Origin of the sequence: Pseudomonas grimontii, from assembly GCF_007858185.1 — a bacterium.
Taxonomy (GTDB): Bacteria; Pseudomonadota; Gammaproteobacteria; order Pseudomonadales; family Pseudomonadaceae; genus Aquipseudomonas; species Aquipseudomonas grimontii.
In genome coordinates, this window is sequence record NZ_VFES01000012.1 from 21,518 (window position 1) to 46,937 (window position 25,420).

The 25,420-nt window shown below is 50.7% G+C and carries 22 protein-coding genes and 3 pseudogenes; 15 read left to right on the forward strand and 10 right to left on the reverse strand.

The window, feature by feature from the left end:
* The first annotated feature begins 64 nt into the window (after window positions 1-64).
* A complete protein-coding gene (locus tag FIV39_RS18800; RefSeq protein ID WP_090407505.1) occupies window positions 65-436 on the forward strand; it encodes a hypothetical protein in 372 nt (123 codons plus the stop codon).
* A 6-nt stretch (window positions 437-442) separates the two neighbouring features.
* Here the strand turns inward: FIV39_RS18800 and FIV39_RS18805 are convergent, their stop codons facing one another.
* Complete coding sequence (locus FIV39_RS18805) at window positions 443-772, reverse strand: YXWGXW repeat-containing protein (protein ID WP_090407508.1); 330 nt, start codon at window positions 770-772, stop codon at window positions 443-445.
* 132 nt (window positions 773-904) lie between these two features.
* Complete coding sequence (locus tag FIV39_RS18810; protein WP_090407511.1) at window positions 905-1,801, reverse strand: LysR family transcriptional regulator; 897 nt, start codon at window positions 1,799-1,801, stop codon at window positions 905-907.
* Between the two features lie 99 nt (window positions 1,802-1,900).
* Between FIV39_RS18810 and FIV39_RS18815 the strand changes: the two are divergent.
* From FIV39_RS18815 to FIV39_RS18830, 4 genes and pseudogenes are all read left to right on the forward strand, one after another.
* Window positions 1,901-2,176, forward strand: a pseudogene (locus FIV39_RS18815) (NADPH-dependent F420 reductase); the annotation flags it as partial.
* 612 nt (window positions 2,177-2,788) lie between these two features.
* Complete coding sequence (locus tag FIV39_RS18820) at window positions 2,789-4,021, forward strand: hypothetical protein (protein WP_143513898.1); 1,233 nt, start codon at window positions 2,789-2,791, stop codon at window positions 4,019-4,021.
* Window positions 4,022-5,125 (forward strand): hypothetical protein, encoded by a 1,104-nt coding sequence (locus tag FIV39_RS18825; RefSeq protein ID WP_143513899.1) that lies wholly within the window; start codon window positions 4,022-4,024, stop codon window positions 5,123-5,125.
* A gap of 286 nt (window positions 5,126-5,411) precedes the next feature.
* Window positions 5,412-7,667: an AAA family ATPase gene (locus tag FIV39_RS18830; RefSeq protein ID WP_090407523.1), complete on the forward strand. Its 2,256-nt coding sequence runs from the start codon at window positions 5,412-5,414 to the stop codon at window positions 7,665-7,667.
* Window positions 7,668-8,075: 408 nt separating this feature from the next.
* On the opposite strand, the gene FIV39_RS18835 is transcribed toward FIV39_RS18830, so the two are convergent.
* From FIV39_RS18835 to FIV39_RS18855, 5 genes are all read right to left on the reverse strand, one after another.
* Window positions 8,076-8,369, reverse strand: coding sequence for an addiction module antidote protein (locus FIV39_RS18835; protein ID WP_090407529.1), 294 nt, complete (start codon window positions 8,367-8,369; stop codon window positions 8,076-8,078).
* A gap of 237 nt (window positions 8,370-8,606) precedes the next feature.
* A complete protein-coding gene (locus tag FIV39_RS18840) occupies window positions 8,607-9,008 on the reverse strand; it encodes a TetR family transcriptional regulator (protein WP_090407532.1) in 402 nt (133 codons plus the stop codon).
* Complete coding sequence (locus tag FIV39_RS18845; RefSeq protein ID WP_090407535.1) at window positions 9,005-10,894, reverse strand: site-specific integrase; 1,890 nt, start codon at window positions 10,892-10,894, stop codon at window positions 9,005-9,007. Before FIV39_RS18845 ends, FIV39_RS18840 begins: the two co-directional genes overlap by 4 nt.
* The gene (locus tag FIV39_RS18850) at window positions 10,891-12,567 is read right to left on the reverse strand and encodes a hypothetical protein (protein WP_090407538.1); all 1,677 of its coding nucleotides are present in this window, start codon (window positions 12,565-12,567) and stop codon (window positions 10,891-10,893) included. Before FIV39_RS18850 ends, FIV39_RS18845 begins: the two co-directional genes overlap by 4 nt.
* Entirely contained in the window at window positions 12,567-13,712 is a 1,146-nt protein-coding gene (locus FIV39_RS18855) for a tyrosine-type recombinase/integrase (RefSeq protein ID WP_090407541.1), read from the reverse strand. The genes FIV39_RS18850 and FIV39_RS18855 overlap by 1 nt, the downstream gene beginning before the upstream one ends.
* A 103-nt stretch (window positions 13,713-13,815) precedes the next feature.
* Between FIV39_RS18855 and FIV39_RS18860 the strand changes: the two are divergent.
* Window positions 13,816-14,220, forward strand: a pseudogene (locus tag FIV39_RS18860) (NADPH-dependent F420 reductase); the annotation flags it as partial.
* An 85-nt stretch (window positions 14,221-14,305) separates the two neighbouring features.
* Here FIV39_RS18860 and mqo read toward each other — a convergent pair.
* Window positions 14,306-15,952 carry a malate dehydrogenase (quinone) gene (mqo, locus tag FIV39_RS18865; protein WP_090407544.1) on the reverse strand — a complete coding sequence of 549 codons (1,647 nt, stop codon included), beginning with the start codon at window positions 15,950-15,952 and terminating at the stop codon, window positions 14,306-14,308.
* 493 nt (window positions 15,953-16,445) lie between these two features.
* Here mqo and FIV39_RS18870 point away from each other — a divergent pair, with 493 nt between their 5' ends.
* A complete protein-coding gene (locus FIV39_RS18870; protein ID WP_090407546.1) occupies window positions 16,446-17,633 on the forward strand; it encodes an MFS transporter in 1,188 nt (395 codons plus the stop codon).
* Window positions 17,634-17,698: 65 nt separating this feature from the next.
* Here FIV39_RS18870 and FIV39_RS33500 read toward each other — a convergent pair whose 3' ends face one another.
* On the reverse strand, window positions 17,699-17,920 hold the full coding sequence (locus FIV39_RS33500; protein WP_090407549.1) for a hypothetical protein: 222 nt from the start codon (window positions 17,918-17,920) through the stop codon (window positions 17,699-17,701).
* A gap of 196 nt (window positions 17,921-18,116) precedes the next feature.
* On the opposite strand from FIV39_RS33500, the gene FIV39_RS18880 reads away from it, so the two are divergent.
* Window positions 18,117-18,869, forward strand: a complete 753-nt coding sequence (locus tag FIV39_RS18880; RefSeq protein WP_090407552.1) for a metallophosphoesterase — start codon at window positions 18,117-18,119, stop codon at window positions 18,867-18,869.
* An 88-nt stretch (window positions 18,870-18,957) separates the two neighbouring features.
* Here FIV39_RS18880 and FIV39_RS33505 read toward each other — a convergent pair.
* A pseudogene (locus FIV39_RS33505) lies at window positions 18,958-19,235 on the reverse strand (DUF6124 family protein).
* A gap of 538 nt (window positions 19,236-19,773) precedes the next feature.
* On the opposite strand from FIV39_RS33505, the gene FIV39_RS18890 reads away from it, so the two are divergent.
* From FIV39_RS18890 to FIV39_RS18920, 7 genes are all read left to right on the forward strand, one after another.
* The gene (locus FIV39_RS18890) at window positions 19,774-20,298 is read left to right on the forward strand and encodes a hypothetical protein (protein WP_244176403.1); all 525 of its coding nucleotides are present in this window, start codon (window positions 19,774-19,776) and stop codon (window positions 20,296-20,298) included.
* Between the two features lie 590 nt (window positions 20,299-20,888).
* Window positions 20,889-21,074: a hypothetical protein gene (locus tag FIV39_RS18895; protein ID WP_090407554.1), complete on the forward strand. Its 186-nt coding sequence runs from the start codon at window positions 20,889-20,891 to the stop codon at window positions 21,072-21,074.
* 156 nt (window positions 21,075-21,230) lie between these two features.
* On the forward strand, window positions 21,231-22,145 hold the full coding sequence (locus FIV39_RS18900; RefSeq protein WP_143513900.1) for an endonuclease/exonuclease/phosphatase family protein: 915 nt from the start codon (window positions 21,231-21,233) through the stop codon (window positions 22,143-22,145).
* A 1-nt stretch (window position 22,146) separates the two neighbouring features.
* Window positions 22,147-22,620, forward strand: coding sequence for a hypothetical protein (locus tag FIV39_RS18905; RefSeq protein WP_090407560.1), 474 nt, complete (start codon window positions 22,147-22,149; stop codon window positions 22,618-22,620).
* A gap of 67 nt (window positions 22,621-22,687) precedes the next feature.
* Window positions 22,688-23,134 carry a hypothetical protein gene (locus FIV39_RS18910; protein WP_090407563.1) on the forward strand — a complete coding sequence of 149 codons (447 nt, stop codon included), beginning with the start codon at window positions 22,688-22,690 and terminating at the stop codon, window positions 23,132-23,134.
* Window positions 23,135-23,411: 277 nt separating this feature from the next.
* The gene (locus tag FIV39_RS18915) at window positions 23,412-23,933 is read left to right on the forward strand and encodes an HNH endonuclease (protein ID WP_090407566.1); all 522 of its coding nucleotides are present in this window, start codon (window positions 23,412-23,414) and stop codon (window positions 23,931-23,933) included.
* Between the two features lie 319 nt (window positions 23,934-24,252).
* Complete coding sequence (locus FIV39_RS18920) at window positions 24,253-25,419, forward strand: Shedu anti-phage system protein SduA domain-containing protein (RefSeq protein WP_090407569.1); 1,167 nt, start codon at window positions 24,253-24,255, stop codon at window positions 25,417-25,419.
* Window position 25,420: the final 1 nt, after the last annotated feature.

Here is a 25,420-nt window from a genome sequence, read left to right on the forward strand (position 1 = left end):
CATTGCGGCAACGGGTAGGCTTTGGTAAAAATCGCGCTTATCCCTGATCGAGAGAAAGCCCCACGTGCGCACGCTTCTTCTTGCTGCCCTGGCCCTGACGCCGTCCCTCGCACTGGCCGAGATCATCTGGCCCGACCTGCCAAAGAGCTGCTTCGTCAGCGGGCGCTCTGCCACCAGTGTGGATGTCGACACCGGCTGCGCAGCGTTCCTGATCAATGTGCAAGGCAAAGCGGCGGGTACGCCGATCAAGGTGGATATTCCCCAATACGCTTTACACATCGACGAAGCCACCGGCAAAGAGACGCCAGTGATCATCATCCAGGCCGAAGAGAACGGAGAGGTCAAGGCCGTGGGATACAAGGAGCTGGGCACCGATCAACTCGGTGCCGCGCTGCTACGGGAAATACGGTTCCTGGGTACAAGGAAGCCATCCTAGTCGGGCTCAACGAACCCAGCCACCGCCCTGCCAGTGGTAACCATCATTACGCTGCACCCAATGCGGATGCACATAACGATAGCCTTCGCGCACCGGCTCCCAATGGCCGTGTACGGCAACGTAGCGACCGCCTTCCCAGCGCCAGTAACCACGTGACCATATGTAGCCTTCACGTACGGCAGGCTCGACTTCGATGACCTGAACCGGCGGCGGTTGTGGCGCCACCACCTCGACATATTCACGCTGCACAGGCCGGCGCTCATGCACCACGCGCTCCTGCACACACCCGGACGCCGCGACGACAACTGCCGCTAATGCCGCGTAACGTAACAACATACAACCCCCTCGGGCGTTATCGCCCCACACTTGCACCGGTAAAAAATGCCTCCGTGTTTTAGCCGTGCTCCTGCTCAGGTCTGGGTACTTTTTTAACAGGTTGTGTCTGTCGGATTGCTGAAGCAGCACGCATCAAGGGTGACCGAAGCGTCCCAACACCGCTTCGACAAAGCGTCTCAGCTTGGCCGTACGCTGGCGATTCGCCGTGTAGACAAGGTGCATCGGCCGGCTCGGCGCTTCATAGTCCGGCAGCACCCGGACCAATTCGCCCCTGGCCAATGCCCCACGCAAAAAGTCTTCGGGGCCGAGCACGATGCCAAAGCCATCCAGCGCGGCGGACATCAAGGCTCTGCTTTCATTGATCTGCAAACGGCTGGCAACCTGCACCTTGTACGGCGTCGAATCCTGGGAGAACACCCACTCGCGATCCGCCGGCCGCGACCAGAAGGCATATCCGAGGCATTCGTGACGCTCAAGGTCCGCTGGGGCCTGCGGGGTTCCGCGTGCCGCCAGGTACTCCGGCGAAGCACAGACCACCAAGCGGTAAGGTGCCAGCGGCCGGGCTGTCAGACCGGTGGTCGCCAGGGGGCCGATACGAAAAGCGGCTTCATAGCCCTCCTCCACCAGGTCCACGAAACGGTCGGTCAAGTGCAGGTCGATTTCCACATCCGGGTTATCGCGCAGGAACCCGGTAATCAACGGCATCAGGCTGTTGGAGCCAAAGGTTACCGGAGCGGTGATTTTCAGTTTGCCGCGCGGCGTGTCGTTCATGATCTGCGCCAGTGAATCGGCAGCCTCGGCTTCTACCAGGATATGTTTGCAACGCTCGTAGTACGCGCTCCCCAACTCCGTCAGGCTTTGCCTTCGAGTGGTGCGGTTAAGTAAGCGAGCACCCAGCCGCTGCTCCAACGCGGCGACATGTTTGGCCACCATCTGCGGCGACATGCTCAAGCGCTCGGCAGCCCGCGCGTACGAGCCCAACTCAGCAGCCATCACAAAGGCATTCATGCTCGACAGCCGATCCATCATTCACCACTCCCAGTAACAACATCCACACCAAAACGACGATTTATCGCCAATTAGTTGCCAATCATCATAGCCGCTCCCCCCATTCATTGGAGCAAGACCATGAAGATTGGTGTTATTGGAGCAGGCTTTATCGGGCGCGCCGTGGCCCAACTGGCGCTGGCGGCCGGGCACGAAGTGATGTTGAGTAACTCCCGCGGCCCACACACCATGAGCAGCGTAGTGAGCGGCATACTCGGCGTGCAGGTGGGCAGCGCCGACGACGCCGCCAGATTCGGCGATGTGGTGCTCGTGGCGATCCCCCTGGAGCATTACCGCAGCGTCCCGGCGCAATGGCTGGAAGGCAAGACCGTGATGGACGCCAACAGATCCGGACCCTTAGTAACCGTTAGCAGGACTTTTACTCTTAAATTTCAACAGCTTGCTTCCTCTAACTATTTCTAAAAGTTTAGAGGATCGCATTTTACTGAGCCCGGCCAAATGCAAGAATTTCTATGATGCCACTCTAAATACATTTCTTAATCGTTGAGACCCAACCCGAAGTGGGACTCTTTAAGAAAAGCTGTGCCTAGAAAAATCGATAGCCGCCAATGTTCAACCATTGGACGAACAGAAAGCAATTTGACTTGACTAGTCGGGCCTGTTGAGCCGAAAAGTGGATAACAAGGTATGGTTGAATTCTGTGGCACGTTTTTCACCTGGGCATATACGTTGGCGCAAGCGTTTTGACGACTCAAATTTTTCCGCCGAAAGTGTATGCTAGCCTGACGTTCTATCGCTAAATTAGAATGATCGAGCGAGAATTACGCGCGCAGAGGCTAAGGTAGCTGCCGTCGCGAGGAAAGCACAGCGTCTGCTGGCAGGAGCCTCTCAAGAAACTGAGATGTGTGTGCGAACGCGTGTCCATGGCAGGTTACAAAAAACTCAGGGGAAGGGTATTCGATGGATAGGAAGATAGCAGTAGCTCGATGTCACGAGATTCAGCTTGCTATGAAGGACAAGGAAGTAGCGCGATTTGAAACTATTCCTGAGATTGGCATGGCAGTTCAGTTGGCTCTGCATATACGGGGTCTTCCCGTGATTGAGTATGAGCTTTTAAAGCTGGTGGCTACAACGTTAATTGGTATTCCAAGGTTAGCCGTTGACAGAATCGTAACCCTTCTGGATGAGGTAGAGTTTGTACGACTGAGTAAAGATGGAAAAAGAATTAAAGCGGTCCTTCCCACAGTTCCTTATTTTGAGGAGTTGTATGAGGGGCTGGGTGAGTATCTTGAAACTGAAAGTAAAATAGACGAATTCGAAAGTCTTACTCTAGAAATCGTCGACAAACTAGCGGGCTCTCCATATAACGCAGACGCTTTAGCAGGCAAACTAGGTGCTGATCGCAAGGATTTCGATAGCAGTATCGAACTTGGAACAAAAGGTAGTTTTTTAATCAGTAGGCGACATCGATCAAAGGATGTCCTTATGAACCCTACTTATTTTTCCGAAAATGGAGATGTTTTCGCTGATCATGTGGCTAAATGTGGCGCCAAAACAGTTCAAAGAACCCTGGAGTTATTAAAAGCAGCACAGGGTTGGCCGTTGTCCCTCATCATTAAAAGAGGGGAGATAGCAGGAAATGCGGTTTCGGCTGACGAAATAGCCTTGCTCAGCCGTCTAGCTCAGGACGGGGTAGTTAAACCACCTTCCATTACAACTACACATACCGGCCAGTCGCTATTTATGTTTACCCCCACTCCTGGCCATGTGAATATAAGCCCTCTGAAAAGAGAGCAGTATGAACGGGCACTTGCTATTGTTTCTGCGGTCAGGCAAGGCGAGTTACTGCCAAACAAGTATCGAATAAGAAGCCCGGGGGCAGTGCTGTATACTTTAAAGAATGAGTTGCAGCTTAGACCGACTAGTGACTATGCGGAGCAATATCAAAACCTAGAGCATCTAAGGATAGCTCGCCTTGAAAAACTGGATAATGGATATAGGCAACTTAAGATCGTTGATACACCTGAGAATCGAGAGTCGCTCAACATTGCATATCAGTTAGTTCAAGGAGAAAAAATCCCTGAGCTTTTAGTCGATCAAGAGGCCATCATGGCTATGGGCGGAACACAAGAATACGTCGAGTCTCTCGTGAGCTCAAGAATTATGCGTGACAAGGGGCAAATTACCCTATCTGAAGAAAGTGGTCATGAAATCACACAACTTCTTCTTGAGGGCTTTTGAATGCTTAAAGATCGTGCTCAAAAGGCGACCGCACTAAAGCTATGTGTGTCTAAGCGCTGGCTTCCACAATTGGAAGTTGAGATTGAATCAACTAATAGAGTTGAAAAATCAAAATATTTACTAACTGACCTCGACGTTCTTGCCGTCACAGGATCACCGACAGGACAGCACGTAAAACTAGTATTCGATTGCAAAAGCGGTTTGAGGGAATCTGCAATAGGCAGAGCGTTTTGGCTTCATGGTGTTATGGCAAAAGTTAATGCAGATCATGGATTTGTTGTAATAAATTCAAAAATAAAATTAAGCCGCGACCATCGCCTTAGTGCGTCAGAAATAGGGGTCTCTCTTCTGCAAGAGAGCGAGTTTGACGACTTGGCTGTTGGCATGGGCGGCACTACCCATATATCTGAAACTGATGCTCTTTGCTCAGACATTTCCATATGGGAAGAATTTCTCAGCATTCCCGGTAAATACCCAGTATTTGCAGACTATTTCTCTTTTTCTCGGTCAAGTTATTGGGTTATAAAAGATTCCGGTGAACAGTGCAGAAAAACTGTCGCGAAGCTTAGATCAATTAGGTCTGAGTTAGATCCTTCTAAACCGGAGCATCTTGCGATTTTTGGCGACTGCGTTTCGCTATTTATGCTTTCAATTTCAAGCCTGGCCAACAGGTTGTTTTTAATACTTATGCGGCCTGCCTCAAGAGAGGAGTTTTCTTCTCTCTTGTTGGCATTTTTGTATGGTGGATATGAGAACTTACAAGCCGCGCTAAAGATTAGAAAACTCGCAACTGGTGCAGGCTCAGAGGATATAGTAAGCATTTTTCCAGACACTGAACGATTTGAACAATTGGTGAGAGAAGTAATTCAAGCTCCTCAACAAGCATTGCCAGCAGCTCTCTTAGCAAGAGAAATGTCTTTTGGGTCACTAAAAAGTAAACCAGCAACCCAGTTGCAACTGAGCATCGCAGAGGAATCTCCTTATTCTCCAAAGTTTTTATTGTTGGCGGCCGAATATCTTCAGAGATCATTAAAGTTACCGCCTGAATTTGGAACCATATATTCAGATGCGGCGATGAGCCTAATTTCAAGTAAAATAAAGTAGATCTAGGAGTCAGCTATAGATATAGACCAATGATCTATGGCTGACCTTTTTAGTGGTCTAGATGCTGAGCTCCGTCTAAACCAAGTATTATTTTTCGATTCGCAATTTTATTGCCAAATGCAATATGCTTAGTGCTGATTTTAGGGATGAGGGAAGGGAGGGCTACTAGCACACCCCTAGCGACCCAAGTTACTACTTTCATTAGAAGGTTGATACCAAGCTGTTCTTAGAGCAAAGTATTTCCGCATCGAGAAAGCTAAAAATAAAAAACTAGGGAGAAAGCGTTTTGATTAAAGGGATCGCAAAAATCAAAGGGCTTGGTGTCTACGAAGATTACACCAAACCTAATGACACTAAAGACTTCGGAGTGAAAAATCTCATATATGGGTGGAACTACTCTGGAAAAACGACTCTCTCAAGGCTATTTTCTTTGCTCGAAAGCAAGGCTGCCAATCCTGATTTGAATGGGTGTGCCTTTAGTTTTGAGACTGATGGTGAGCCAATTACAGATGCAAACTATCAAACTTCAAAACTAATAGTTCGCGTATTTAATTCAGATTTTATTCGAGACAACCTTCATTTTGGCGGCGAGGACTTCAAACCGGTTTTATTGCTCGGTAAGGATTCCGATATTGCTCAGAAAGAAATTGATCGAATGGATCAAAGAATTAAAAAATCTCAAGATTTTACTCGAAACATAGCAAGTAGTATTCGTGGACTCGAGGATACTATTTCGCAGGCCAAAACAGGTTCAGCAAAACAGATTCGCCAAACTCTCAAGGTTGACCCCTATACCGCAACGCACCTAAATAACGATATGTTGGGTGTAGGCGTGTTGGGCTCGCAGCTTCTATCTGAAAAAGATTTTGGTGACAATCTTGAGCTAGCACTTACACCTGACAATAAGAAACCTAGTATAGTTGATAGACTCTCCGCCTCCCTCTCTATTGAAGAATTACACAAAGAAGCAGGTTCAGTGCTAACTGCTACCCCAACCTTCTCCAATACGATCAAACACCTGGAGGACAACCCAAGTGTTGAGCGTTGGGTTGAATCCGGCCTCCCCCTCCACGATAAAAAGGAAAGTTGCGAATTTTGCGGTGGCGATATCACTGCGGATCGTATGGGCGCCCTACGAGCGCACTTCTCTAAGGATTTAGGGGACCACAAGCGAAAGGTTGCCAATCTTCTCCTGAGGGTTCAAGCAGCAGAGGTCAAACTAACTTTCCCAAAGGAGTCAGAATTTAATCCGCAGTTTCGGGAGAAATATAGAGAAGCTTTAGTTACTCTACCCCAAGCGCTGACTGATTTCAATAACGCTATTTTAACGCTAGCTGAGGACATTCAGCGCAAGGTTGATACACCATTAAAGTCGATAGAGCCTACTTCGCTAAGTGATGGCCTTTCAAAGTCAATAACTGAAGCAATAGGGACAATTAATATACTAATTGACGAAAACAATGAGCTTGCAACAAACTTTTCAAAAGCCAAAATCGCCGCCGTCAAACGAGTGAAACACCATTACATCCAAGAACTAATTGACTCGCTTGAAAAGTCAGATGGCGGTAAAAAAATTGCTCGATTGAAGATTTGGCAGGAGAGAATAAAAAGATTCGTGACAACTCTGCAAAGAGATATTGATAAGCTTCAGGCTTTAATCAGCAACGCCCAGCTTGGTCGAGAGAAAGTCAATCAGCGTCTTGCTTCAATGCTGGGTAGCGAAGCCGTGCAGATGAGTGTTGTTAAAGACACTCTGGGTCAAGAGCGTTTTCAGCTCATTCGTAAGAACGGTAAGATTGCCAGAAACTTAAGTGACGGCGAACGAACAGCGATTGCGTTCTCTTATTTCTTGACCAAGCTTCAAGAATTAAAGCCTGAGCAATTCGAGCAAACTATAGTATATATTGATGATCCGATTTCCAGCCTTGATGCTAACCACCTCTTTCAAATCAATGCGGCAATTAAAGAAAACTTTTTTTGGAAAAATGGGGAGAACAAATGGACAACCCGCTGCAAACAATTTTTCCTTTCCACACATAATTTCCAGTTTTTTGATTTGGTCCGAGAATTAGAGCCAAAAAATCAGCCTAGAGCGCAGCTCTATTTTTTGAGAAAGGTAAGCTCTACCCAATCTATTTTTGGTGATATGCCTAAGTCTCTTTGCAAATACTCTTCGGAATATCACTTTCTTTTCGAAACGATACTCAAATTTCGAGCCGCTCAGGACAAAGGTGCTTATGAGGCTCTTATGCTTCTGCCCAATGCGGTCAGACGCTTTACGGAGCTTTACACCTATTCCAGAATCCCTGTTGACCTTGATGGTCTATCAGTCGATAGGCGTGCAGAAGTACTTTTCGGACCAGAAACCTCCAAACGGATTTTGAAGGTGCTCCACTACTTTAGTCATGGCAACAATATGGATAAATTCTTGGGAAATAATGAGCTGATTTTTGACGTTGAACATGCCGTCAATGATCTTTTGACAGAGATTGAGCAAAAAGACCCACTACACTGGAACGCTCTGATGGACGCGGTTCAGTAATGTTAATAAAGCTTCAGCCTGTCGAGTGATAAGATCCATAAGGGAATGCCGGCAGATATTCTGATCTGGCCGGCTGTAAAGTTTTGAATTCTAACCCATTCAGGCAGTCCTCTCGCAGAGACTTAATAGTCTAATGTTCCATTGGATCTGAGCAAACCCCATTGACTGCCTTTAGGGATATCGATAATTTTTTGCCACGCCACCATGGCCCTCTGAGGTAAGTCTATGACAGCTATTCCATCGAGGAGGAGGCATAGAAGATCTACGAACGCGGTGGCGGTCTGCTGAAGTAATTCGATGTAGGCTCCAAGTTTTCCGCACCTGACGCTCTTCGTATCACTCTGCAAACTTTGGCCCCCTGCGACGCTTCTTTAAGAAGCGTTGATTGAGGTTTGCAGCCAGCCTTTTTCAATCAGCAGCTTGCGGCCGCACCGCCAGTTCCAAGCCAACAGCATGCATGATAGCCAACATAGGTTTAAGCCGAAGGTCACGCGTCTGCGAAAACACACCGCATAGATATTCCAGCGATAGTCCCGTCTCGCTGACGATGGAGCTTAGACCCTTTGCGCGGGCTACCACGCCTAACGCACAGGCGATAAACGCAGAGTCGTTCGTTTCGAAAGCGTCCGCCATAAAAATAGCAAAACACTCAGAGTTGCTCAGTGATTCCGCTGGGTCGTAATCGAATAACTCCCCTTTCATATACGTACACTCCGTAGGCTGCAATGTCTTGGACGGATATCTAATAGGCTTTTAGAGCCCAAATACATCAAACTTTCCTAGCAAGCCCTAGTTATCAGTACGATTAGTGATTCAATTTAATTCGCACTTTAGAAAACGGTGACTTTTGGCCGTTTCTTGTAGGGATTAAACAGGGGCAACCAATCAATAGGTGTTCTTTTATAGTGCTGCGCAACTCAGGTTGATTAATACCTCAGATTAACTCGTGATCAAGTCGACCACCTTGGAATCGCCCAGCTTTGCTTTCAGAACGCGGTTCTCGGCTATCAAAACCTCGTTGATAGAGGCGAGGCTAGCGATTTTGGCGCGTAAGATCTCTATCTCTTGACGACGCGCGCGATTCTTCTCACAAACAGCGCGCAGACTCTGTTGGGTCACCTTGCGCTGGGCGCGACTGGACCGCCCCTGAGCATCGCGTATCGCCTCGGCGATTAAGGGGTAATGGTTATGGATCAATGCCGTTGAAACGCCAGCTTCGCGAGCTACGGCAGCGATAGTAACTTTGACTTCCCCACTATGTGCCCTACCACGCTGTATACGTGCAAGTGCGAGTTGTAAATCCCGCTCGCGGAGGGTCGAGGGCTTGCGTTCAATCGTCATGCTACATTCGCCTCCGGATCGAACCCAAGCTGCAGGAGCACATCACGGTAAGAATTCAAGTCGCGTAAGACCCGCCGGCGACCACCGTCACCAATGTCGTTGCAATCCAATAACATCTTCATGTTGTCGTAAAGGCGCTGATATATACCAACGTGCGCACCGCCAATCACAGCGTTGTTGCAGTCACCGCAACGCGTTCGCTCTAGGGTGTTACCAACGCAACGATCATCGTCGGCGGTACACCAGGCGTGGCCATTACTTCGAATCGGGGTGCTCTCAGCAATCGAGTTCACCATTGAGGCGTGGCTTTTGAAGATCGCCAAGTTCGCCGAATCGCGCTGCCAATGCTTAATGGATCGACCGTAGCCGCCAGCCAGCGGTGTTTCCCTTAGCCAAGTGCCGACGACCCCAGACTTTATGTCTTCGAGCTCGGACTGGATGTCTTCGTACAGCTCAATATCAAGGTGAGAGCCCCAGTCTTTATCCATGGCGTAGCCCAAGGTCATGTCCATCGACCAGTGCGCAAAATGCTCACGCAGGTAACGCAGGTCCCCGAATTGACTGTGTGCTACATAGTTGGCAAATTTACGGCGAAACTGATGACTTGCTAAGATCCAATTCAGACCACAACTCTTTGCGAACGCTTTAAGGCAAATGTTCCATGTCGAACCCGAGAGGGTACGAACTTGATTACGCTTCGTGGCAGCAACCCCAAGAAAAAGAGCATGCTGATGCTTCTGCGCCTTGGCAATTTGCGAATCACTCGAATCAAGTCTTCGTCGCTCGGCGATCTCAGCGACGATCATAGCCTGGTAAGGTTCGGCCCATCGCTCCATTAGGGACAATACGAGCACAGCAATTTCTGGAATCATCCAGTCGTGCACGCCTGTATCGGTTTTTTCCGACGTGGAGCGCAGCCAATGAAAAACCGTGCCTTCATCATCCTCCGTGCAGTGGTACGCTCCTGATTTTACGTTGGCCAGCTCATGATTCCGGCAGCCGGAGGTACTGGCCAGAACGATGTAGGAGGCGGTTCTCAAATCTTTAATCGCTTGATTGAACGCCTCAAGCCCACCTACCCATCCATGGGCTCTGAGTAGGCGAACTTTATGATCTTGGATTGTTCTGAGAACCTGTCCCTCGCGCTCTACAGAGACATGATCGAGTGCGTCGCGCAAATCAAGCAGGGCCTTGCCCGCCTGAACCTGTGCATAGGCCTTCTCGAACAAGGTACAAAGCACCTCATCGGGCAGCAACGGAGTTTTGCCTGCCTCGCTGGTGAGAGAACCTCTTCCGGCCAATGCTCTCGCCGAGGTATCGGGCCAGGGATGTCTTGGAATCGGATCGATAGTGTATTGACTGAGTTCATAAAGCGCTTCTACAGACATAAAACGACGTTCAAGGGCCGCCGAAGAAAGGGCCTGGCCCCTGTTACGGCGCGTCTGCCTGATCTCCCGGCATTCGGCGACGTAATGTGCACAAATCATAGACGTCACAGCGCTTAAGTTAACTAGTCTAAGCGAGCTTAGATATCGCAGAAAAGGTAATACATTTTCAAAAACATTGCGCAACGTACTTGCCACTGGGCGCTTCTGACCTGCGCGACCTCGCCGTAGGTAGCGATAAAAGAGGGACTTCATGACCGCTATAAACTCAGCGGGTACTCGATTGAAGTCCAAGTTCCTCATGTTATCTGGCACATTGCTAGTCAGCCCTTCGAGCTGCCAAATATTGTCGCGATAACGACTCAAAATAACCCAGTGCCCATCTACCGAAATGGCGCTCACGATGAGTGCATCACGGTCGCTTTCGGGAAGCTCACGCACATCGCCTGGTTGCAATTCGATACTTGCCCAAGGTAACGAAGCCTTATTGCTTTTACTCATGCAAATATCTCCAGACTATTCACCACATCGGACGACCAAAACGGATGCGGAGCGCGGCGGGCGTGCTCTCGGGCGGCGTCTACGGCGGTCGCTTTGAAGACTCCACGCCGAAGCCCTTCAGCCACAATGTAGTCATCAATAAGTCGCGGAATGTGTGCATATTCCTGAGCCCAACGCTGCTTGCTCATGCGAGAGCGCTCTGCGAACACACGAAAGTAAAAACTAAATAACCGGTGTAAATCATCTCCCGTGACCGCGTAATGTTTGCATCGCAAACAGTTGAGAAATGAGAAGCACGCTTCCCCCTCACGTTTTGGGGCATACTGGCCGTTCACCGGATCACCACAACGCCCTATTGGGGTGGTTTTGTAAGTAGCACCAATAGTCCGGCTGAGTAACTCCTGGACCATTATCTCGCCCATAAACTGCCATTTGCGCCTCGAGTCTGCGCTAGGTGCCAAGTAATTTCGTCCGGCCACCTGTGATGTGTTTCCAAGCGCGATAGCCGTGGTCATCAAGTCACCCTCGAGCAATTCGAATATTCGGTTGGCAAACGTTTTACGTAATCGAGAGATGTTTATGCGAAGCGGCTGACCGTCCGTATCGACGAGTCCATAATCGGCGACTAATTTTTTGGTCGCGTTCTTCAATGCTCCTTCAGTCAAAGCAATAACGTCTCCAAGACCCCGCCCACGGTGCACACGATACAGCCACACGCGATTTTTAATGTCGTCAGGAGCCTCTGCACGCAGCGTTTCACTATGAGCGAGAACGCGACGTATTAGGCGCTCAATGTTAGTTTTCACGGTAGGGGTGGATTCTAGAAGACGCGTAGTAGGACTCCTTGCGCGCAGAGCCACCTTACTACTGCTGTGTCCGCGGCGCTTCCAGAGAACTAAGAAAACGCTGTTGTCTTTGGGATGGGCACGTAAACAATCGTGATCCATTTCTAGCAACGGTGTCGAGTTACGTCCTGTGTAAAGTGCAACGGTCAACACAGCATAAGCGAGCAGCTCACCGGTCACCGAGACGTCATCATTCCAAATTGGCATGATCGCCTGTCTTAATGCTGAGGTGAACGCCTGCCGTTGGCGTTTCGGTAATGGTGTTTCGCCCTTATTCTTGCCCAAATTTGGGAAAGGGTTTCTCGGAAACGTTGTATTTTCCCCTGTTGTGATCAACGAAATGATCCCTCTGCGGCCCAACACGTGAAGGACAGTTTTCGCGCCGGTGTAGTGACCCCTCTGGCTAAGAGTGGTGATGCCCAATCCAGCAAGGTAACCGAGAAAATCGTCAATCAAAGCACGATCGATGTCGTTCAGGGTTAACTCACGGCTCAGCGCGGTAGCACGCAAAATGAGAAAGTTAAGAAAGTGACGTAAGCCTCCCTTACAGAAGCTTGCTACGCTACTTACTTCGATCTCCATATCCTGCTGGGACAAAAAGCGCTCAGTCTGCCGCTGGCAGGCATAAGTGATCGAATCGATGCCCATGCCGTACCAGCAAGCGAAGTCGATTCCTCTGGCGAGTGTGGCGTTCCTTCTGAAGTTGACTCGGGTGTAGGCAGGTGGGATCAACTCGGGAAGCACGATGACGGTACCGGTCGCGTCATGGCTATGCTCGACTTGCGGAACACTAAGGTCGGTTTTGGTGAAGACCTTACGCTTACCCATTAAACAGTTCCCAAGTCGTGAGACAGTTCATCGTCGTACGCCAGCACTGCATTGTCAGCTAGCTCGTTGACCAAGTGCAGGTACATCATCGTCGTCTGGATAGAACTATGACCAAGCTGTCGCTGGACAAATACTAGCGGGTTCAGGTTGCTACCATCACGCTGAAGAGCGACTAAAGTATGGGTCGCGTAGGTGTGGCGAAGCATGTGCGTATGAACCTTGATACCCGCTCGTTTGCCAATTTCTCGGACAATGCGTTCGATGCGTTTGCCATCATCGGCATAGGGCTCACCGACTTGATTCAGGAACAGCGGCTTGTGCTGATTACGACTCAGTGATGCTCGCTCACCACGAACCTGCACTACATATCGGTGCAGATCGGCGAGAAAGCGTCGACTGATATAGATATCACGCGGCTTACTTCCCTTCGTGCGCATCCCGTGACCATCGCATGGATCAAGGCGAATCCGGATATTGCGCTCCTGCCTGCAGGCTTTGTCCGGGTCGAAGATATAAACCAACGGAAACGAAGCAATTTCCGCCCGCCGCAGCCCCGTCTGAAGCCCTAGTCGAATCATCATTCGATGATGCGGATTTTCCGCGCTTTCCAACAACACATTAATCTCACCCATGCTGAGGAACTTCGGTAGCACTCGATGCTGACGCGGCATAATATCGCTCACCATCGCTTTACCGCCGCTGGCATCAATGTGTGCAAGAACGCCGGGGGCCTGTCTGACCTTTCTCTCCTCATAACCAAACGGCAACCTTTTCACCCATCCCCGCTGCAGAGCGTATTCGTAGAATTTGCAGACATAGTGGAGTCGTTGACGGGTTGTTGATCGAGCCAACTGACACTCTACCAAGCAGTAGTCCCGGTAACCCGCAACAACACTCTTGGCCTCGCCACGCTCGACATCGCGCCAGTCGAGGTCATGTGCCTGAAGGAAACTGAAAAAGTCGTATAGAGCACGCCCCGTGCTTGGCCACGACTTGCTCGACCCAATAGCGCCGCGCAATAGGTAGTAGCGAAAAAAATCATTCGCAGGAATGCAACTGTCAAGCGACTCCCAGAGCAAGATAGGAAAGCCTGGATAGGGACGACCGCCAATTACCAACTCATCGTTGGCCCACACAAGCTCCATCGCCCTTCCTCCAAGCTCTGGTTTACCCTCATCGCTTCCAGGTTATTTTTAAATCGCTGTTTACTAAGCTAGTTAAGTCCTAACGTTTAGCAAGCCCCATAACAATAATTACTACCCGAACCGCGACGGGCATATCCCGGCCCTGGATCGCTTTGAAACCACCACCAGCCGGTTGCTCGCCGAGCATTTGCCCCATTCACATGTAGTGAAAGTGTTCAACGCGATCTTCGCCCCCGACCTGACGCAGGACGCCCGCCCCCACGGCGCTCCCGACCGCCGCGCGTTGCCGGTGGCCGCGGATGACGCCGCAGCGAAGGCACGCGTCATCACGCTACTCGACGAACTGGGGTTCGACGCCGTGGATGCCGGTAGCCTGGATGACAGCTGGCGGTTGGAACGGGGCAAGCCTGCCTATTGCGTCCCGCTGGACCAAGCGGGTTTGAAGGCCGCGCTGGCTGCCGCCGAGCGTACGGTTGAACTGCCTCCTGTCGAGCGCTCCCGCAGTTAATCACGCAAAAAAAGCCCGCTGACCGTTACCGGTTCAGCGGGCTTTTTGTTACCGGCAAGGTCCTGACTCAGAACCTCGCAGCGGCTTACAGCGCCAGGTCAGACGCCGGCTTGCTCGGTTCAGCCGCAGGCTTGGCAGCCTCGGTCGCCTTGACAGCAGACTTTTGCGGAATAACAGGCGGTGTAGGCAGTTGCAGGATATTGGCGGTGTAGGCCCATTCCTTGGCAACAGCCTCAGGACTGTCGTTAAGCTTGGTGCCGTAGCTTGGCACGATCTGGTGCAGTTTTGCCTGCCACTCTGGGGTGGCAACCTTGTCCTTGAACACTTTCTGCAGCACGGTCAGCATGATCGGAGCCGCGGTGGACGCGCCTGGCGATGCACCCAACAGGCCTGCAATGGTGTTGTCGGCGGAGCTGACCACTTCGGTACCGAGTTTCAGGACGCCGCCCTGCTCTTCGTCACGCTTGATGATCTGCACGCGCTGACCGGCCTGCCACAGGCGCCAGTCGGATTGCTTGGCGTTCGGGAAGTACTCCTGCAGCGCCTTGAAGCGGTCGTCATCCGACAGCATCAGTTGGCCGGCGAGGTACTCGACCAGTGGGTATTCACGAATACCGACTTTGGTCATTGGCCAGATGTTGTGGGTGGTGGTGCTGGTCAGCAGGTCCAGGTACGAACCTTCTTTCAGGAACTTGGTCGAGAAGGTCGCGAATGGGCCAAACAGAATCACGCGCTTGCCATCCAGCACGCGGGTGTCCAGGTGTGGAACCGACATCGGTGGCGCGCCAACCGAAGCCTTACCGTAGGCCTTGGCCAGGTGCTGCTCGGCGACGGTTGGATTATCAGTCACCAGGAACGAGCCACCAACCGGGAAGCCAGCGTATTCCTTGGCTTCAGGAATGCCCGACTTCTGCAGCAGGTGCAGTGCACCGCCGCCGGCGCCGATGAACACGAACTTGGCGTCGGTTTCAGTCTTGGTGCCATCTTTCAGGTTTTTGTAGCTGACACGCCACGAACCGTCGGCGTTCTTGGTGATGTCCTGCACTTCGCTCGACAGTTTCAGGTCGAACTTAGGCGTGGTTTGCAGGTGAGCGACGAACTGGCGGGTGATCTCGCCGAAGTTCATGTCGGTACCCAACGGGCTCCAGGTGGCCGCGATTTTCTGGTTCGGGTCACGCCCTTCCATCATCAACGGAACCCATTTGGCGATCTGCGCCGGGTCTTCGGAGTACTGCATGCCGGCAAACAGCGGGCTCGCTTGCAGGGCTTCGTAGCGCTTCTTGAGGAATTTGATGTTGTCATCGCCCCACACAAAGCTCATGTGCGGTGTGGAGTTGATGAACGAACGCGGGTTCTTCAGCACGCCCTGCTGGACCTGCCAGGACCAGAACTGGCGGGAGATCTGGAACGCTTCGTTGATCTCGACCGCTTTCGGGATCTCAACGTTGCCGTTCTTGTCTTCCGGGGTGTAGTTCAGCTCAGCCAGGGCCGAGTGACCGGTACCGGCGTTGTTCCAGCCGTTGGAGCTTTCTTCGGCGACGCCATCGAGGCGCTCGACCATTTCCATCGACCAGCCCGGCTCCAGCTCGTTAAGCCAGACACCCAGGGTTGCACTCATGATGCCGCCGCCGATCAGCAGCACATCGACTTTCTTTGCCTCTTCCGCGTGAACGGACGTGATCCCCATCGACAAAGCCAGCCCCAGCAGGGCAGTGTTTACTTTCTTAAACATCAGTAGCACCTATGATAAAACGCCATCCGCCCTACCGTCCCGGATCATGGGCAACCCTCAATCACGCTGCGCCAGGCAACGCACCGCGAGGTTTACACATTTATACGGGGACCGCAGGGTGGGCACACAAGGCCGACGTATCGACCTCACTTTTATGTCCCTTCTGCGCTGACTTCTTATCATTATTGGCTTCAGCTACCTGGGCGACAGCCAACCGCCGGGACGTATACGGGTGTACGCACCGGGGAAAGACTAGACCAAGACGGCGCGCAGAATATCACGCTAAACGGCGTTTATGCGTCGTTTGGCCAATTGACAGCTCTAAATCGCGGGTTTTAACGCGCAGATGTCAAGCGTGGCAAGCGCGACGTGGGGTCACAGGGTGTTTAATGAAACTGAACTCTGCCAAAAATGGCTGTTCTAGACGCCTTCACCGTTGCTTGCGTAGCATCGACGGTTCTCCCCCGTGCCACCTTTCAACATAGAGCGATCCATGTCTATCCACCAAACACCCGGGCACGTACTGCCCGCGCGCAGCGCCGCCAAAATGGAAGCTGCCATGGCCGTGGGCGCCTTCGCGATCGGTACTGGCGAATTCGCCATCATGGGCCTGATGCCCGATATCGCCCAAAACCTGGGCTTAAGCGAACCCCAAGTCGGCCACGCCATCAGCGCCTACGCCCTCGGCGTGATGGTCGGCGCCCCGCTGCTGGCCATCCTCGGTGCCAAGCTGCTACGCAAACATATGCTGCTGTTGCTGATGGGCCTGTATGCACTGGGCAACCTCGCCACCGCCTTCACCCCGACCTTCGGCTCACTAGTGGCCTTCCGCTTTATCAGCGGCCTGCCCCACGGCGCCTACTTCGGCATCGCCGCCGTGGTTGCCTCGAGCATGGTGCCCAACGACAAACGCGCCGGCGCCGTGGCGCGGGTCATGATGGGCCTGACCCTGGCCATGTTGCTCGGCAACCCGATTGCCACCTTCCTCGGCCAGCACCTGGGCTGGCGCTCGGCGTTTGCACTGGTGAGCGTGATCGCCCTGTGCACCATCGCCCTGGTCTGGCAATTCGTGCCCCATCGCCACGACGAACAACGCAGCGACCCGCGCAAGGAACTGCGCGCCTTCACCAAACCCCAGGTGTGGATGGCCCTGTCCATTGGTGCCATTGGCTTTGCCGGGATGTTCTGCGTGTTCAGCTACCTGGCGCCGACCATGCTGGAAGTGACCAAGGTGTCGCCGCAGTGGATTCCATTTGGGCTGGCAGCATTCGGCGTGGGCGGGATTATCGGCAACATCGCCGGCGGCAAGCTGTTTGATCGCATGCAGTTTCGCGCCGTGGGCTGGATATTGGTGTGGTCGATGGCCGTGTTGCTGTTCTTCCCCTTCGCGGCGTCCTCGCTATGGGGCGTGCTGCTGAGCATGGGCCTGGTCGGCACCATGGTCTCGTTGGCCGCACCGCTGCAGATCCGCCTGATGGACATCGCCCACGAAGCACCGAGCCTGGCGGCAGCGTCCAACCATGCGGCGTTCAACCTGGCCAATGCGCTGGGACCATGGTTTGGCGGGATGGCGATTACGGCTGGGTTTGGTTGGACCAGCACCGGCTACATCGGCGCGGCTACGGCACTGGTCGGCCTGGGCCTCTACCTGATCGCCCGCCGGATGAAGGGCGGCCACTGACGCCTGAGGGGGGGATTGCCCCCGATAGCAGTGGGTCAGTCAACACACCAATGACTGCCCCCGCATCAATCATCATGCAACAACCCCGACCCATACTCCCCATAACTACTCCCCAGCCCACTGCCGCCAAAATTCATCTTCGCGGCCTTGCTGGGGCTGTGGTCCCCAAACGCCTGGCATCCGCCTGAAAAACAAGGGTCACTGCTCACACCGGACGAACCCGAAGAACAAGCGCCCAACAGCAACGTGCCAGCAATCATCACGACTTTGAGGAGGTTCGAGATCATTTTTTCAGTTCCCTGTGGGCTGGAGGTGTGGGGGTCCTCTCTTAAGCGAGATCGTAGACCTCAACGGTGTAGGGAATTATGAAACTTTACTGGGTGACAGGGTGGGTTCAGGTTGCCTGATTCGGGGGGATGCCAGGTTTTCGCAGGCAGTGGCAATGATATAGTCCATTAATGTCCACCCCACCGAAGCCTGAACATGTACACCATCGACGTATTTGAATCCAACCCAAAGGGCCGCGACTTCGTGGTGGGTGATATTCACGGGCATTTCAAGCTACTCGCGTCACTCATGGAAAAAGTAAACTTCAACACCCAACAGGATCGCTTGTTTTGTGTGGGCGACCTTATTGATAGAGGCCCTGACTCTATTGATGTATTGAAGTGGCTCAGCGAGCCCTGGTTCTACGGCGTACGCGGCAACCACGAACAGATGCTGATTGATTGCCTCTCGGGAAGCGGCGACATCAACAGGCACACGCGAAACGGCGGAGCGTGGCTGTACGCGCTGGCTCCCAGTGTCCAGAACGAGATTTACAACGTACTGCAAACCCTCCCAGTAATGATTGAGATCGGCTTATCGGATGGTCGAAAAATCGGCATTGTCCATGCTGAAGCGTTTCTTTCATGTGCTACCCATAGTTGGCAAGACGCCAAAGACGCTATCAGTGGTGTGCGAGGGGAATCCGCCCAACAACAAGCGTTGAAAACCGCACTCTATGCCAGGGAAAAAATAGAGCAGCAAAACCAGGCACCGATCAAAGGTTTGGATACGTTATATGTGGGCCACTCGACAGTCCCCCATGTGCATCCATTGGGTAATGTCGTTTATATCGATACCGGTTGTTCTTTTTCGGACGGTGCGTTGAGTTTGATAGACATCGAGAGTGGAGAGGTTAGCCATGTAAGCATGCATTTATTGCATGACTCCCTCGGTGTCAGTGCGCAGTAATTACTTGAACGTGAGCAAGCATTCCCCTAAGGAATACTGGGGGGGAACAGGTTGCTGCCTTCTTGGGCTAAGGCGGCAAGGTTGGGTGTCAGGATGTGGTCGCGCTGGCTGCCGGGGCTACTTGCTCTTGGGCTCGGTCGACGAGCAGAGAGCTCAACTCGATTAGCTGCTAAATGCCCAAGGCAATGGAGCGCTGGGATTCGTCGAGGTCGAAAGCCAGGGTTGTTGCCATTTGGTTAGCGGATGCAAGGTTTTCGGCGGCGTTGGCCAGGAGGGTTTCGGTGTCGATATTGGGGCGTTGCCAGTGGGTTGTTCGGCTGGTGCAGCGTTTGAAGCATGAGGTGGGTTAGGTGTGACCTTGTACATGGCGAAGCTCCTTAACTATTCAGGAACTGCCAAACTCACTTCCACATGAGGGTGGCAGCTGTACGCAGGTGTGGAAGACCAGGGCTAAGGACCCGGCGCACCGAAATGCCCCGCGTACAGCCGCCGAAACACATAATACAGGCGTAAAAAAACGCCGGTAGCGGTTTATGGGCGATTGCGTCTTAGCTTGGTACGGACTTCCACATCCGGCCGCTGGGTTGGCAGCGGCTTGAGGAGGTTAGCTAGGGGAGGTCTGAGGGGCAAGCAGGAACGACTCCACAAAGAGCGACCTCCACTTATGCAAATAAGAATAACTCGCATCTGAATCGACTAATAATAATACATGCCGTATTGCGTTTTTTTCTCTACAATTCGGAAACGCAAAGTAAAGAAACTTTTTGTGAGCATTTCAAAAAACTCGAACACCCACCACGCTAATGATGAATAGATTTGATTCCACTTATCCAAGCCTTATGGACAAGTAAGAAAATCCTTATAGCCACAACAGTAGTGGGCACTATTGTTTCATATGCAATCTATGCAACCTCCCCCCGTACAATGGACTGCCAGCACTTGCACCACCAAAGCTTCGCTATACAGCTTATATGAAAAAGTTAAACAAAAAGAACCTGCCTCTGCTGCGAACCCGCAATCGCTGGCAACCGATCTGTACAGCTCAATACAAAACGATGTGTTCTACACCGCCATGGGCGTAATGGCGGCTCAAACCATTACACTGAAGGAAGCACCGCCTAAGACAGGCAAAAACGAATCATTCCTGTACGTTGCATCGACAACAGCCACGACTGAAGAGTCAGCAAGAGCGCAACTGAAATCCGCACTGGATACGGCCAACAACGAAGCCATCGCACTTAACTTGCCACCGCCGGCTTCTGGAAAAAGCGTCCGCGCATTCAACGTTCTCGACGAAGTCAAAACCGTTAACAGCAAAAACTCAACAAAATTCATCGTGCTGGGTGCTTTCTTGGGTTTTATTCTGGGTAGTTTTTTTGTATTGGGCAGATTTCTCACACGGCAATATAAGCAGCCGAATCGTTCGTAGAACGTTCTAGAGCAATGCTTCGATCAATAAACAAACAACGCAGACTAATAATAAAGCAATAAAAACAATAAACAATTTCGCGGAAAATGTCGTTTTCATTAATAGTACTTATAAAAAATAATGGCATTAAGCCATTATTATCCCACCATAAAGACCTTTTTTCACGATGATTTTTCCCCGCCTGCGATCTGAAGAAAAAAAGGGACGAAAAAAAGCAAAAAAGGAGACAGATTTATTTAACACTGGGCCTCGCATCGCACGATCAACACCCAGCCCCCTCCAACCCATTCCTGATAAACTGCCCACCCTTCGCATTCTCCATCCCAGATCCCAATGCCCTCAGTCATAGCTCCACCGCAAGCCCTCTCCCGCCGCTTTTCCGTGGCCCCCATGATGGATTGGGCGTAGCCCTCCTCCAACGCACCAGCCAGCTTGGCTAACCTGCCGTAATCTCTTCGCGTTGTAGCAATTTCTAAGCAAGCCGCCTTTACTGCCTGACGAGGGCACTGCCAGTACTATGCTTGTACTTTTTCTCGAAAGGAATCGAAGCCACGCCGGGTGATAATTCGCCGTCCGATGTGCTGGAGAGGATGTACACCAATCAACTGGCCCTGGAAGCAGCCCTGATGGGGCTGACACCGCATGTCGAACAGCGAGGTGCGTCCGAGGTGCGGGACAATATCCGGGAAGCGCTGGATACGATTGGTGAAAACGATCGACGGTTTGCAGGTCATTTGCAGCGCCCCAGCAATCTCGTCATACACCACCTCCAATAAGCGCCAGCCCACGATCACTCTTGTATTTGCCTCGGGCGTAGACTCAACCCAATAATTGATCTACGCCTCACAAAACCTCATGCTTGGCGCTATGATATCAGCCTAGCCATCCCAGATAGCCTCCATAAGAAACCATCAAATGACTACGGGTAAAACATGATTACCGGTTGTGACAGCATCAACATCGATAAAAAGTTGACGATTGCTTGGTGGAACACAAGTCTTGCTCCGTCTGGAAAAAGTAGACGTTGCAAAACCTTAAGACTAGAAGCCGTAGAGGTAATCGCTTATTTACTAGTAACCTCCAAGGTTGACTTCATGGCGCTTGGTGAGATCTCGTCGGAGGACTTAACATATCTCCAGTCAATCGAGTTATTCAAAGACTTGGAGTTTAAATCTGGCATTTCAAAAGCTGGCAGGTCACAGTTCGATATTTGCTACATATACAACCCTGCAAAAGTCTCAGTTCTCAGCACTGAGAATATCACTTCAGAGAAAGGAACTAGCACACTTAAAATAGCCCAAAGAATTGACATTATAGAAAATCAAAGTAAAACACTGTTTCAAATTTTCGCGTCGCATTGGCCTAGCCGACTTTGGTGCCATAAAAATCATGCCGACAGAGATGTCTTAGGTATTCGATTACGAGATGAAGTTGATAAGATTCTAAAATCCAGCCCTACTCCCCCCCACATAATCCTTCTTGGCGACTATAACGACGAGCCATTCGACCAATCCTTAAGCGCACAAGTAATGGCCACAAGGGACATCGAACTTGTACAAAAGCGAAAGCACTTAATGTACAACCCCTACTGGGGTCAAATGGGACAAGCCAAGTCTGGAGAACCGCACAATAGGGGAAGCTACTACTACAAAAGCGGATTAACCACCAGATGGCACACCTTCGATCAAATTATATATTCACACGCTTTTGTATCCGCAAAAAAATGGAAACTTTCTGATGACAATACGCATCTCATTGAAGTTCCCGGATTAGCGGAATTAGTAATCAGCGCAAAATCAAAATTTGACCACATACCCATATGCGGGATAATCGAAAAGGTAGCGTGATATGGCAAACTTCAAAAACGCTTTTGATCAGGGTCTTAAAGCCGCCGCAGACGCTGCAGCAGTCATAGCTGAAATAAATTCTGTATTTGATGAAGTGAATACAGAAATCTCTGCTGCGAGTGATGGCAAGGTCAATATCAGACGAGAAACCAGATCCGACCGCACTTCAATGGCAGCGCTTCTAGGATTGGGACTTTTCTCAAGCAAACAACCAGAACCAGAAATCAAATATATTACTTATATTGTCGCTATCAATCCTTTAGCTGAAAGTAGCAACAAGGCTGACATCGGGCAAGTCGACATAGACAAAAGAGGATATCCGTGCGAGATCAAATTCGGAGGCGATAAATATCTTTGCGAGGACAAGAAAGGACTTGAAAGAGTCCTATCATTAATGCTCAGTGACCCAGAAGTAGGAAAACAGCTTTCCAAACTTATCAGACTTCCAGTCGCTTCAATACAGGACCCCGAATGAAATTCGCAGCTGCGCTCTAGAACGATATTGCGAAAGATCTCATGGGAACATCGGGAGGGGCTACGTCATGTTCGAGCCTACGCGGAAGCTTCTAGTAGCAGCCGAGCTATTGGATCGAGCTTTGATCCTGTATTACGAAGGGAACTCCTATTTCGCTGCACTGCACCTTGCAGGTGGCGCCGAGGAAATTCTCGGTGCCTACGCTGAGCGCTTAGGCTATGAATCATCGTTCAGGAGTCAGCAAGACGGAGCAGTAAGACTTTCTAAATTTTTGAACGACGGGATAGAGGCGAAACCTAAAGACATCGCAGATATCATCAACTACGCGAGAAACCGAACGAAGCACATGGACAAGAAAGATGATGACCATGTGCACTTCGATCCGCAGACCGAGGCGTGCGATCTATTGGATCGAGCAGTCTCAAACTACTACTCCGTAATGAACCGCTATAACCTCCTTGAAACCGAGCTTGTTGCCAGGTTCAATGCGGAACTCGCTGGTCGAGGGCCATGACAAATCATCGAAGAAAATTGGTAGCAGTCGAGTTCCCCCTGCAATCGCCTTGGCTAGAAGCGCCTACTAAGCGATCCTTATAGACAGGGATTCGCCCCCTTCAGCATGCACTATGGACCGATTTAGGCCGTATAAATACACTCGCAGCCTTGTGTCTCTGGGCCAAAAAGGTCTAAGGCGGCCCCGCATATGCCCTAATTTTGCCCTAAAATACATGAGCCCGCATCGGCACCAAATGATCGCGGCTTCCAGGCCAACAAACAACTAGGAGCCCCCCGTGCCGAGAGACCACATTCCAACAGCAGTTCAAAGGGCAGTATTAGTAGAGGCTGGTCACCGGTGCGCGATCCCCACGTGCAGGTCAACCACGACGGAGATTGCCCATATCGTTCCATGGGCAGAATCGCAGGATAACTCGTTCGAAAATTTGATCGCCCTTTGTCCTAATTGTCATACCCGTTTTGATCAAAAAAAAGATATTGATCGCCTTTCGGTAAAGGCCTACAAGCAAAACCTAGCAGTTTTGAACAACCGGTACGGGGAATGTGAGCGTCGATTGTTTGCCTTGATCGCGAAAAACGGAGAACGCGTTTTTTTATTGGGACCAGGTGGCGATGTACTTGTAGCAAACGCGGTTCAAGATGGCTTTTTCGAGGACAAGAATGTTCAAGGTATGACTTTCGATATCAATGGCTCTGATGGTTATTTTAAAAGCTTCCCGCTGACTTTCACCTACTGGGTCACTGACGCGGGAATGGCCTTTATTAAGCGTTACGTTGATGGGGTTGAGATGGGGTGAACAATCGGCCAGCCCCCCAAATTGTGCTGGGGTATGTGGGACTTTTGAGGGATAGCCCCGTGGTTACCGCCTGTAACGCCCATCCTTACCTGATTGCAAAAATGCATAACCCGTGTTGGCCTATAGCAGCCTATTGCGGCCCCCCGATTTACCCTGAATCTGCCCTAAAATTCGATCATATCGCTCAAGGGGACCAAGACACCATTCTAGTGAGCCATACTGCCGAATACCTCTCGCAGGCCATACGCACTGAGCCAGCTGTTTGTCGACACGAATCGCACAGTAGCAAAGCCATCAAAATTCACTAATGAGGCCCTAAATGTTATTTGATAAATTCGCCGAGAAAACAAAGAAAAACTGGACCTCATATTTTACAATGGTTTCGACAGCTCAGAAAGAAGGAAGAACCGATTCAAACGGAAAGAAAATCTTATACCCAAACATACTACTACTTACACAGTGCAAAAACCATTATATAGCAGAGCTTATTGGCGCCAACGAAAAATTCCAACCCCTCACAATAAAGATACACAAAGAGGCATCCATATTACGTTACCTTGGGCAGTTTGACGACACCACTTCAAATCCAATATTTTACATGAATGCTGCCTGCAACATAATTAGTCAAATGTGCCTAAGCCACCCAATAACATTCGAGGCGACGGAAAAACGCTTCCCCCACTTAGCACTCCACGGCACAAAAATGATAGGTACCAACGCCCATGGCAGTACTTTGGCATTCGGAAAAGACTTTACATCTTGTTCAATAGACAACTGCACGCTACTGAACCACAAAGAAAACACTTATCGATGCAAAAGCATTCTATCCGCCCTAATAGTTAAAAAATCAATAACAAACGCAGAGCTTGAAGAGTTATTCAACTCTGTAACAAAAGATAAGTTCATCAGTGGAGTCCATACCGTTAGCGACACCGAGCAACGACTCATGATCGCGAGTCAACTCCAAAACCTTTATCTATCCCCCGGACTTCGAGAAACAACGATAGGGGAATTTCTAAAACTTCATCCTGAAATAATTAAACATGCATTTAATTCAGATTATTTTGAGTACGAACCATCTCTTGAATGGCTCGAACATGACGGAACATGCACGGACACCGAAATAAACCCAGATCTATTAATTAAACGAGAAGACGGATATTTCGACATCTGCGACCTTAAAACGGCCAAACTAGACAAGAAGAAAATCACAAAAGCATCACGTAGCCGTAGGCGCTTTATCGACTATGTCGCGGAAGGCATGGCCCAGCTTGCGAATTACAGAGAGTACTTTAAATACCCCAAGAACGCCGGCCTGGCAAAAAAAAAGTATGGTATAGAAGTAAATAACCCACGACTAATTCTTGTCGTTGGAAGCTGGGACAATCTTGACGCTGATGAAGTCAATCAAGCCTGCAGGCAATATACAGGCATAGATGTAATCGATTATGACACCCTGTCCCAACTCTATATTTATTCAAAGTAGC

What these genes read in the sequence shown, in the direction of transcription:
- FIV39_RS18805 (WP_090407508.1), bottom strand. Translation starts at nt 772, where the DNA reads ATGTTGTTACGTTACGCGGCATTAGCGGCAGTTGTCGTCGCGGCGTCC.
- FIV39_RS18810 (WP_090407511.1), bottom strand. Translation starts at nt 1,801, where the DNA reads ATGATGGATCGGCTGTCGAGCATGAATGCCTTTGTGATGGCTGCTGAG.
- FIV39_RS18820 (WP_143513898.1), top strand. Translation starts at nt 2,789, where the DNA reads ATGAAGGACAAGGAAGTAGCGCGATTTGAAACTATTCCTGAGATTGGC.
- FIV39_RS18825 (WP_143513899.1), top strand. Translation starts at nt 4,022, where the DNA reads ATGCTTAAAGATCGTGCTCAAAAGGCGACCGCACTAAAGCTATGTGTG.
- FIV39_RS18835 (WP_090407529.1), bottom strand. Translation starts at nt 8,369, where the DNA reads ATGAAAGGGGAGTTATTCGATTACGACCCAGCGGAATCACTGAGCAAC.
- FIV39_RS18840 (WP_090407532.1), bottom strand. Translation starts at nt 9,008, where the DNA reads ATGACGATTGAACGCAAGCCCTCGACCCTCCGCGAGCGGGATTTACAA.
- FIV39_RS18845 (WP_090407535.1), bottom strand. Translation starts at nt 10,894, where the DNA reads ATGAGTAAAAGCAATAAGGCTTCGTTACCTTGGGCAAGTATCGAATTG.
- FIV39_RS18850 (WP_090407538.1), bottom strand. Translation starts at nt 12,567, where the DNA reads ATGGGTAAGCGTAAGGTCTTCACCAAAACCGACCTTAGTGTTCCGCAA.
- FIV39_RS18855 (WP_090407541.1), bottom strand. Translation starts at nt 13,712, where the DNA reads ATGGAGCTTGTGTGGGCCAACGATGAGTTGGTAATTGGCGGTCGTCCC.
- mqo (WP_090407544.1), bottom strand. Translation starts at nt 15,952, where the DNA reads ATGTTTAAGAAAGTAAACACTGCCCTGCTGGGGCTGGCTTTGTCGATG.
- FIV39_RS18870 (WP_090407546.1), top strand. Translation starts at nt 16,446, where the DNA reads ATGTCTATCCACCAAACACCCGGGCACGTACTGCCCGCGCGCAGCGCC.
- FIV39_RS33500 (WP_090407549.1), bottom strand. Translation starts at nt 17,920, where the DNA reads ATGATCTCGAACCTCCTCAAAGTCGTGATGATTGCTGGCACGTTGCTG.
- FIV39_RS18880 (WP_090407552.1), top strand. Translation starts at nt 18,117, where the DNA reads ATGTACACCATCGACGTATTTGAATCCAACCCAAAGGGCCGCGACTTC.
- FIV39_RS18890 (WP_244176403.1), top strand. Translation starts at nt 19,774, where the DNA reads ATGCAACCTCCCCCCGTACAATGGACTGCCAGCACTTGCACCACCAAA.
- FIV39_RS18895 (WP_090407554.1), top strand. Translation starts at nt 20,889, where the DNA reads ATGTACACCAATCAACTGGCCCTGGAAGCAGCCCTGATGGGGCTGACA.
- FIV39_RS18900 (WP_143513900.1), top strand. Translation starts at nt 21,231, where the DNA reads ATGATTACCGGTTGTGACAGCATCAACATCGATAAAAAGTTGACGATT.
- FIV39_RS18905 (WP_090407560.1), top strand. Translation starts at nt 22,147, where the DNA reads ATGGCAAACTTCAAAAACGCTTTTGATCAGGGTCTTAAAGCCGCCGCA.
- FIV39_RS18910 (WP_090407563.1), top strand. Translation starts at nt 22,688, where the DNA reads ATGTTCGAGCCTACGCGGAAGCTTCTAGTAGCAGCCGAGCTATTGGAT.
- FIV39_RS18920 (WP_090407569.1), top strand. Translation starts at nt 24,253, where the DNA reads ATGTTATTTGATAAATTCGCCGAGAAAACAAAGAAAAACTGGACCTCA.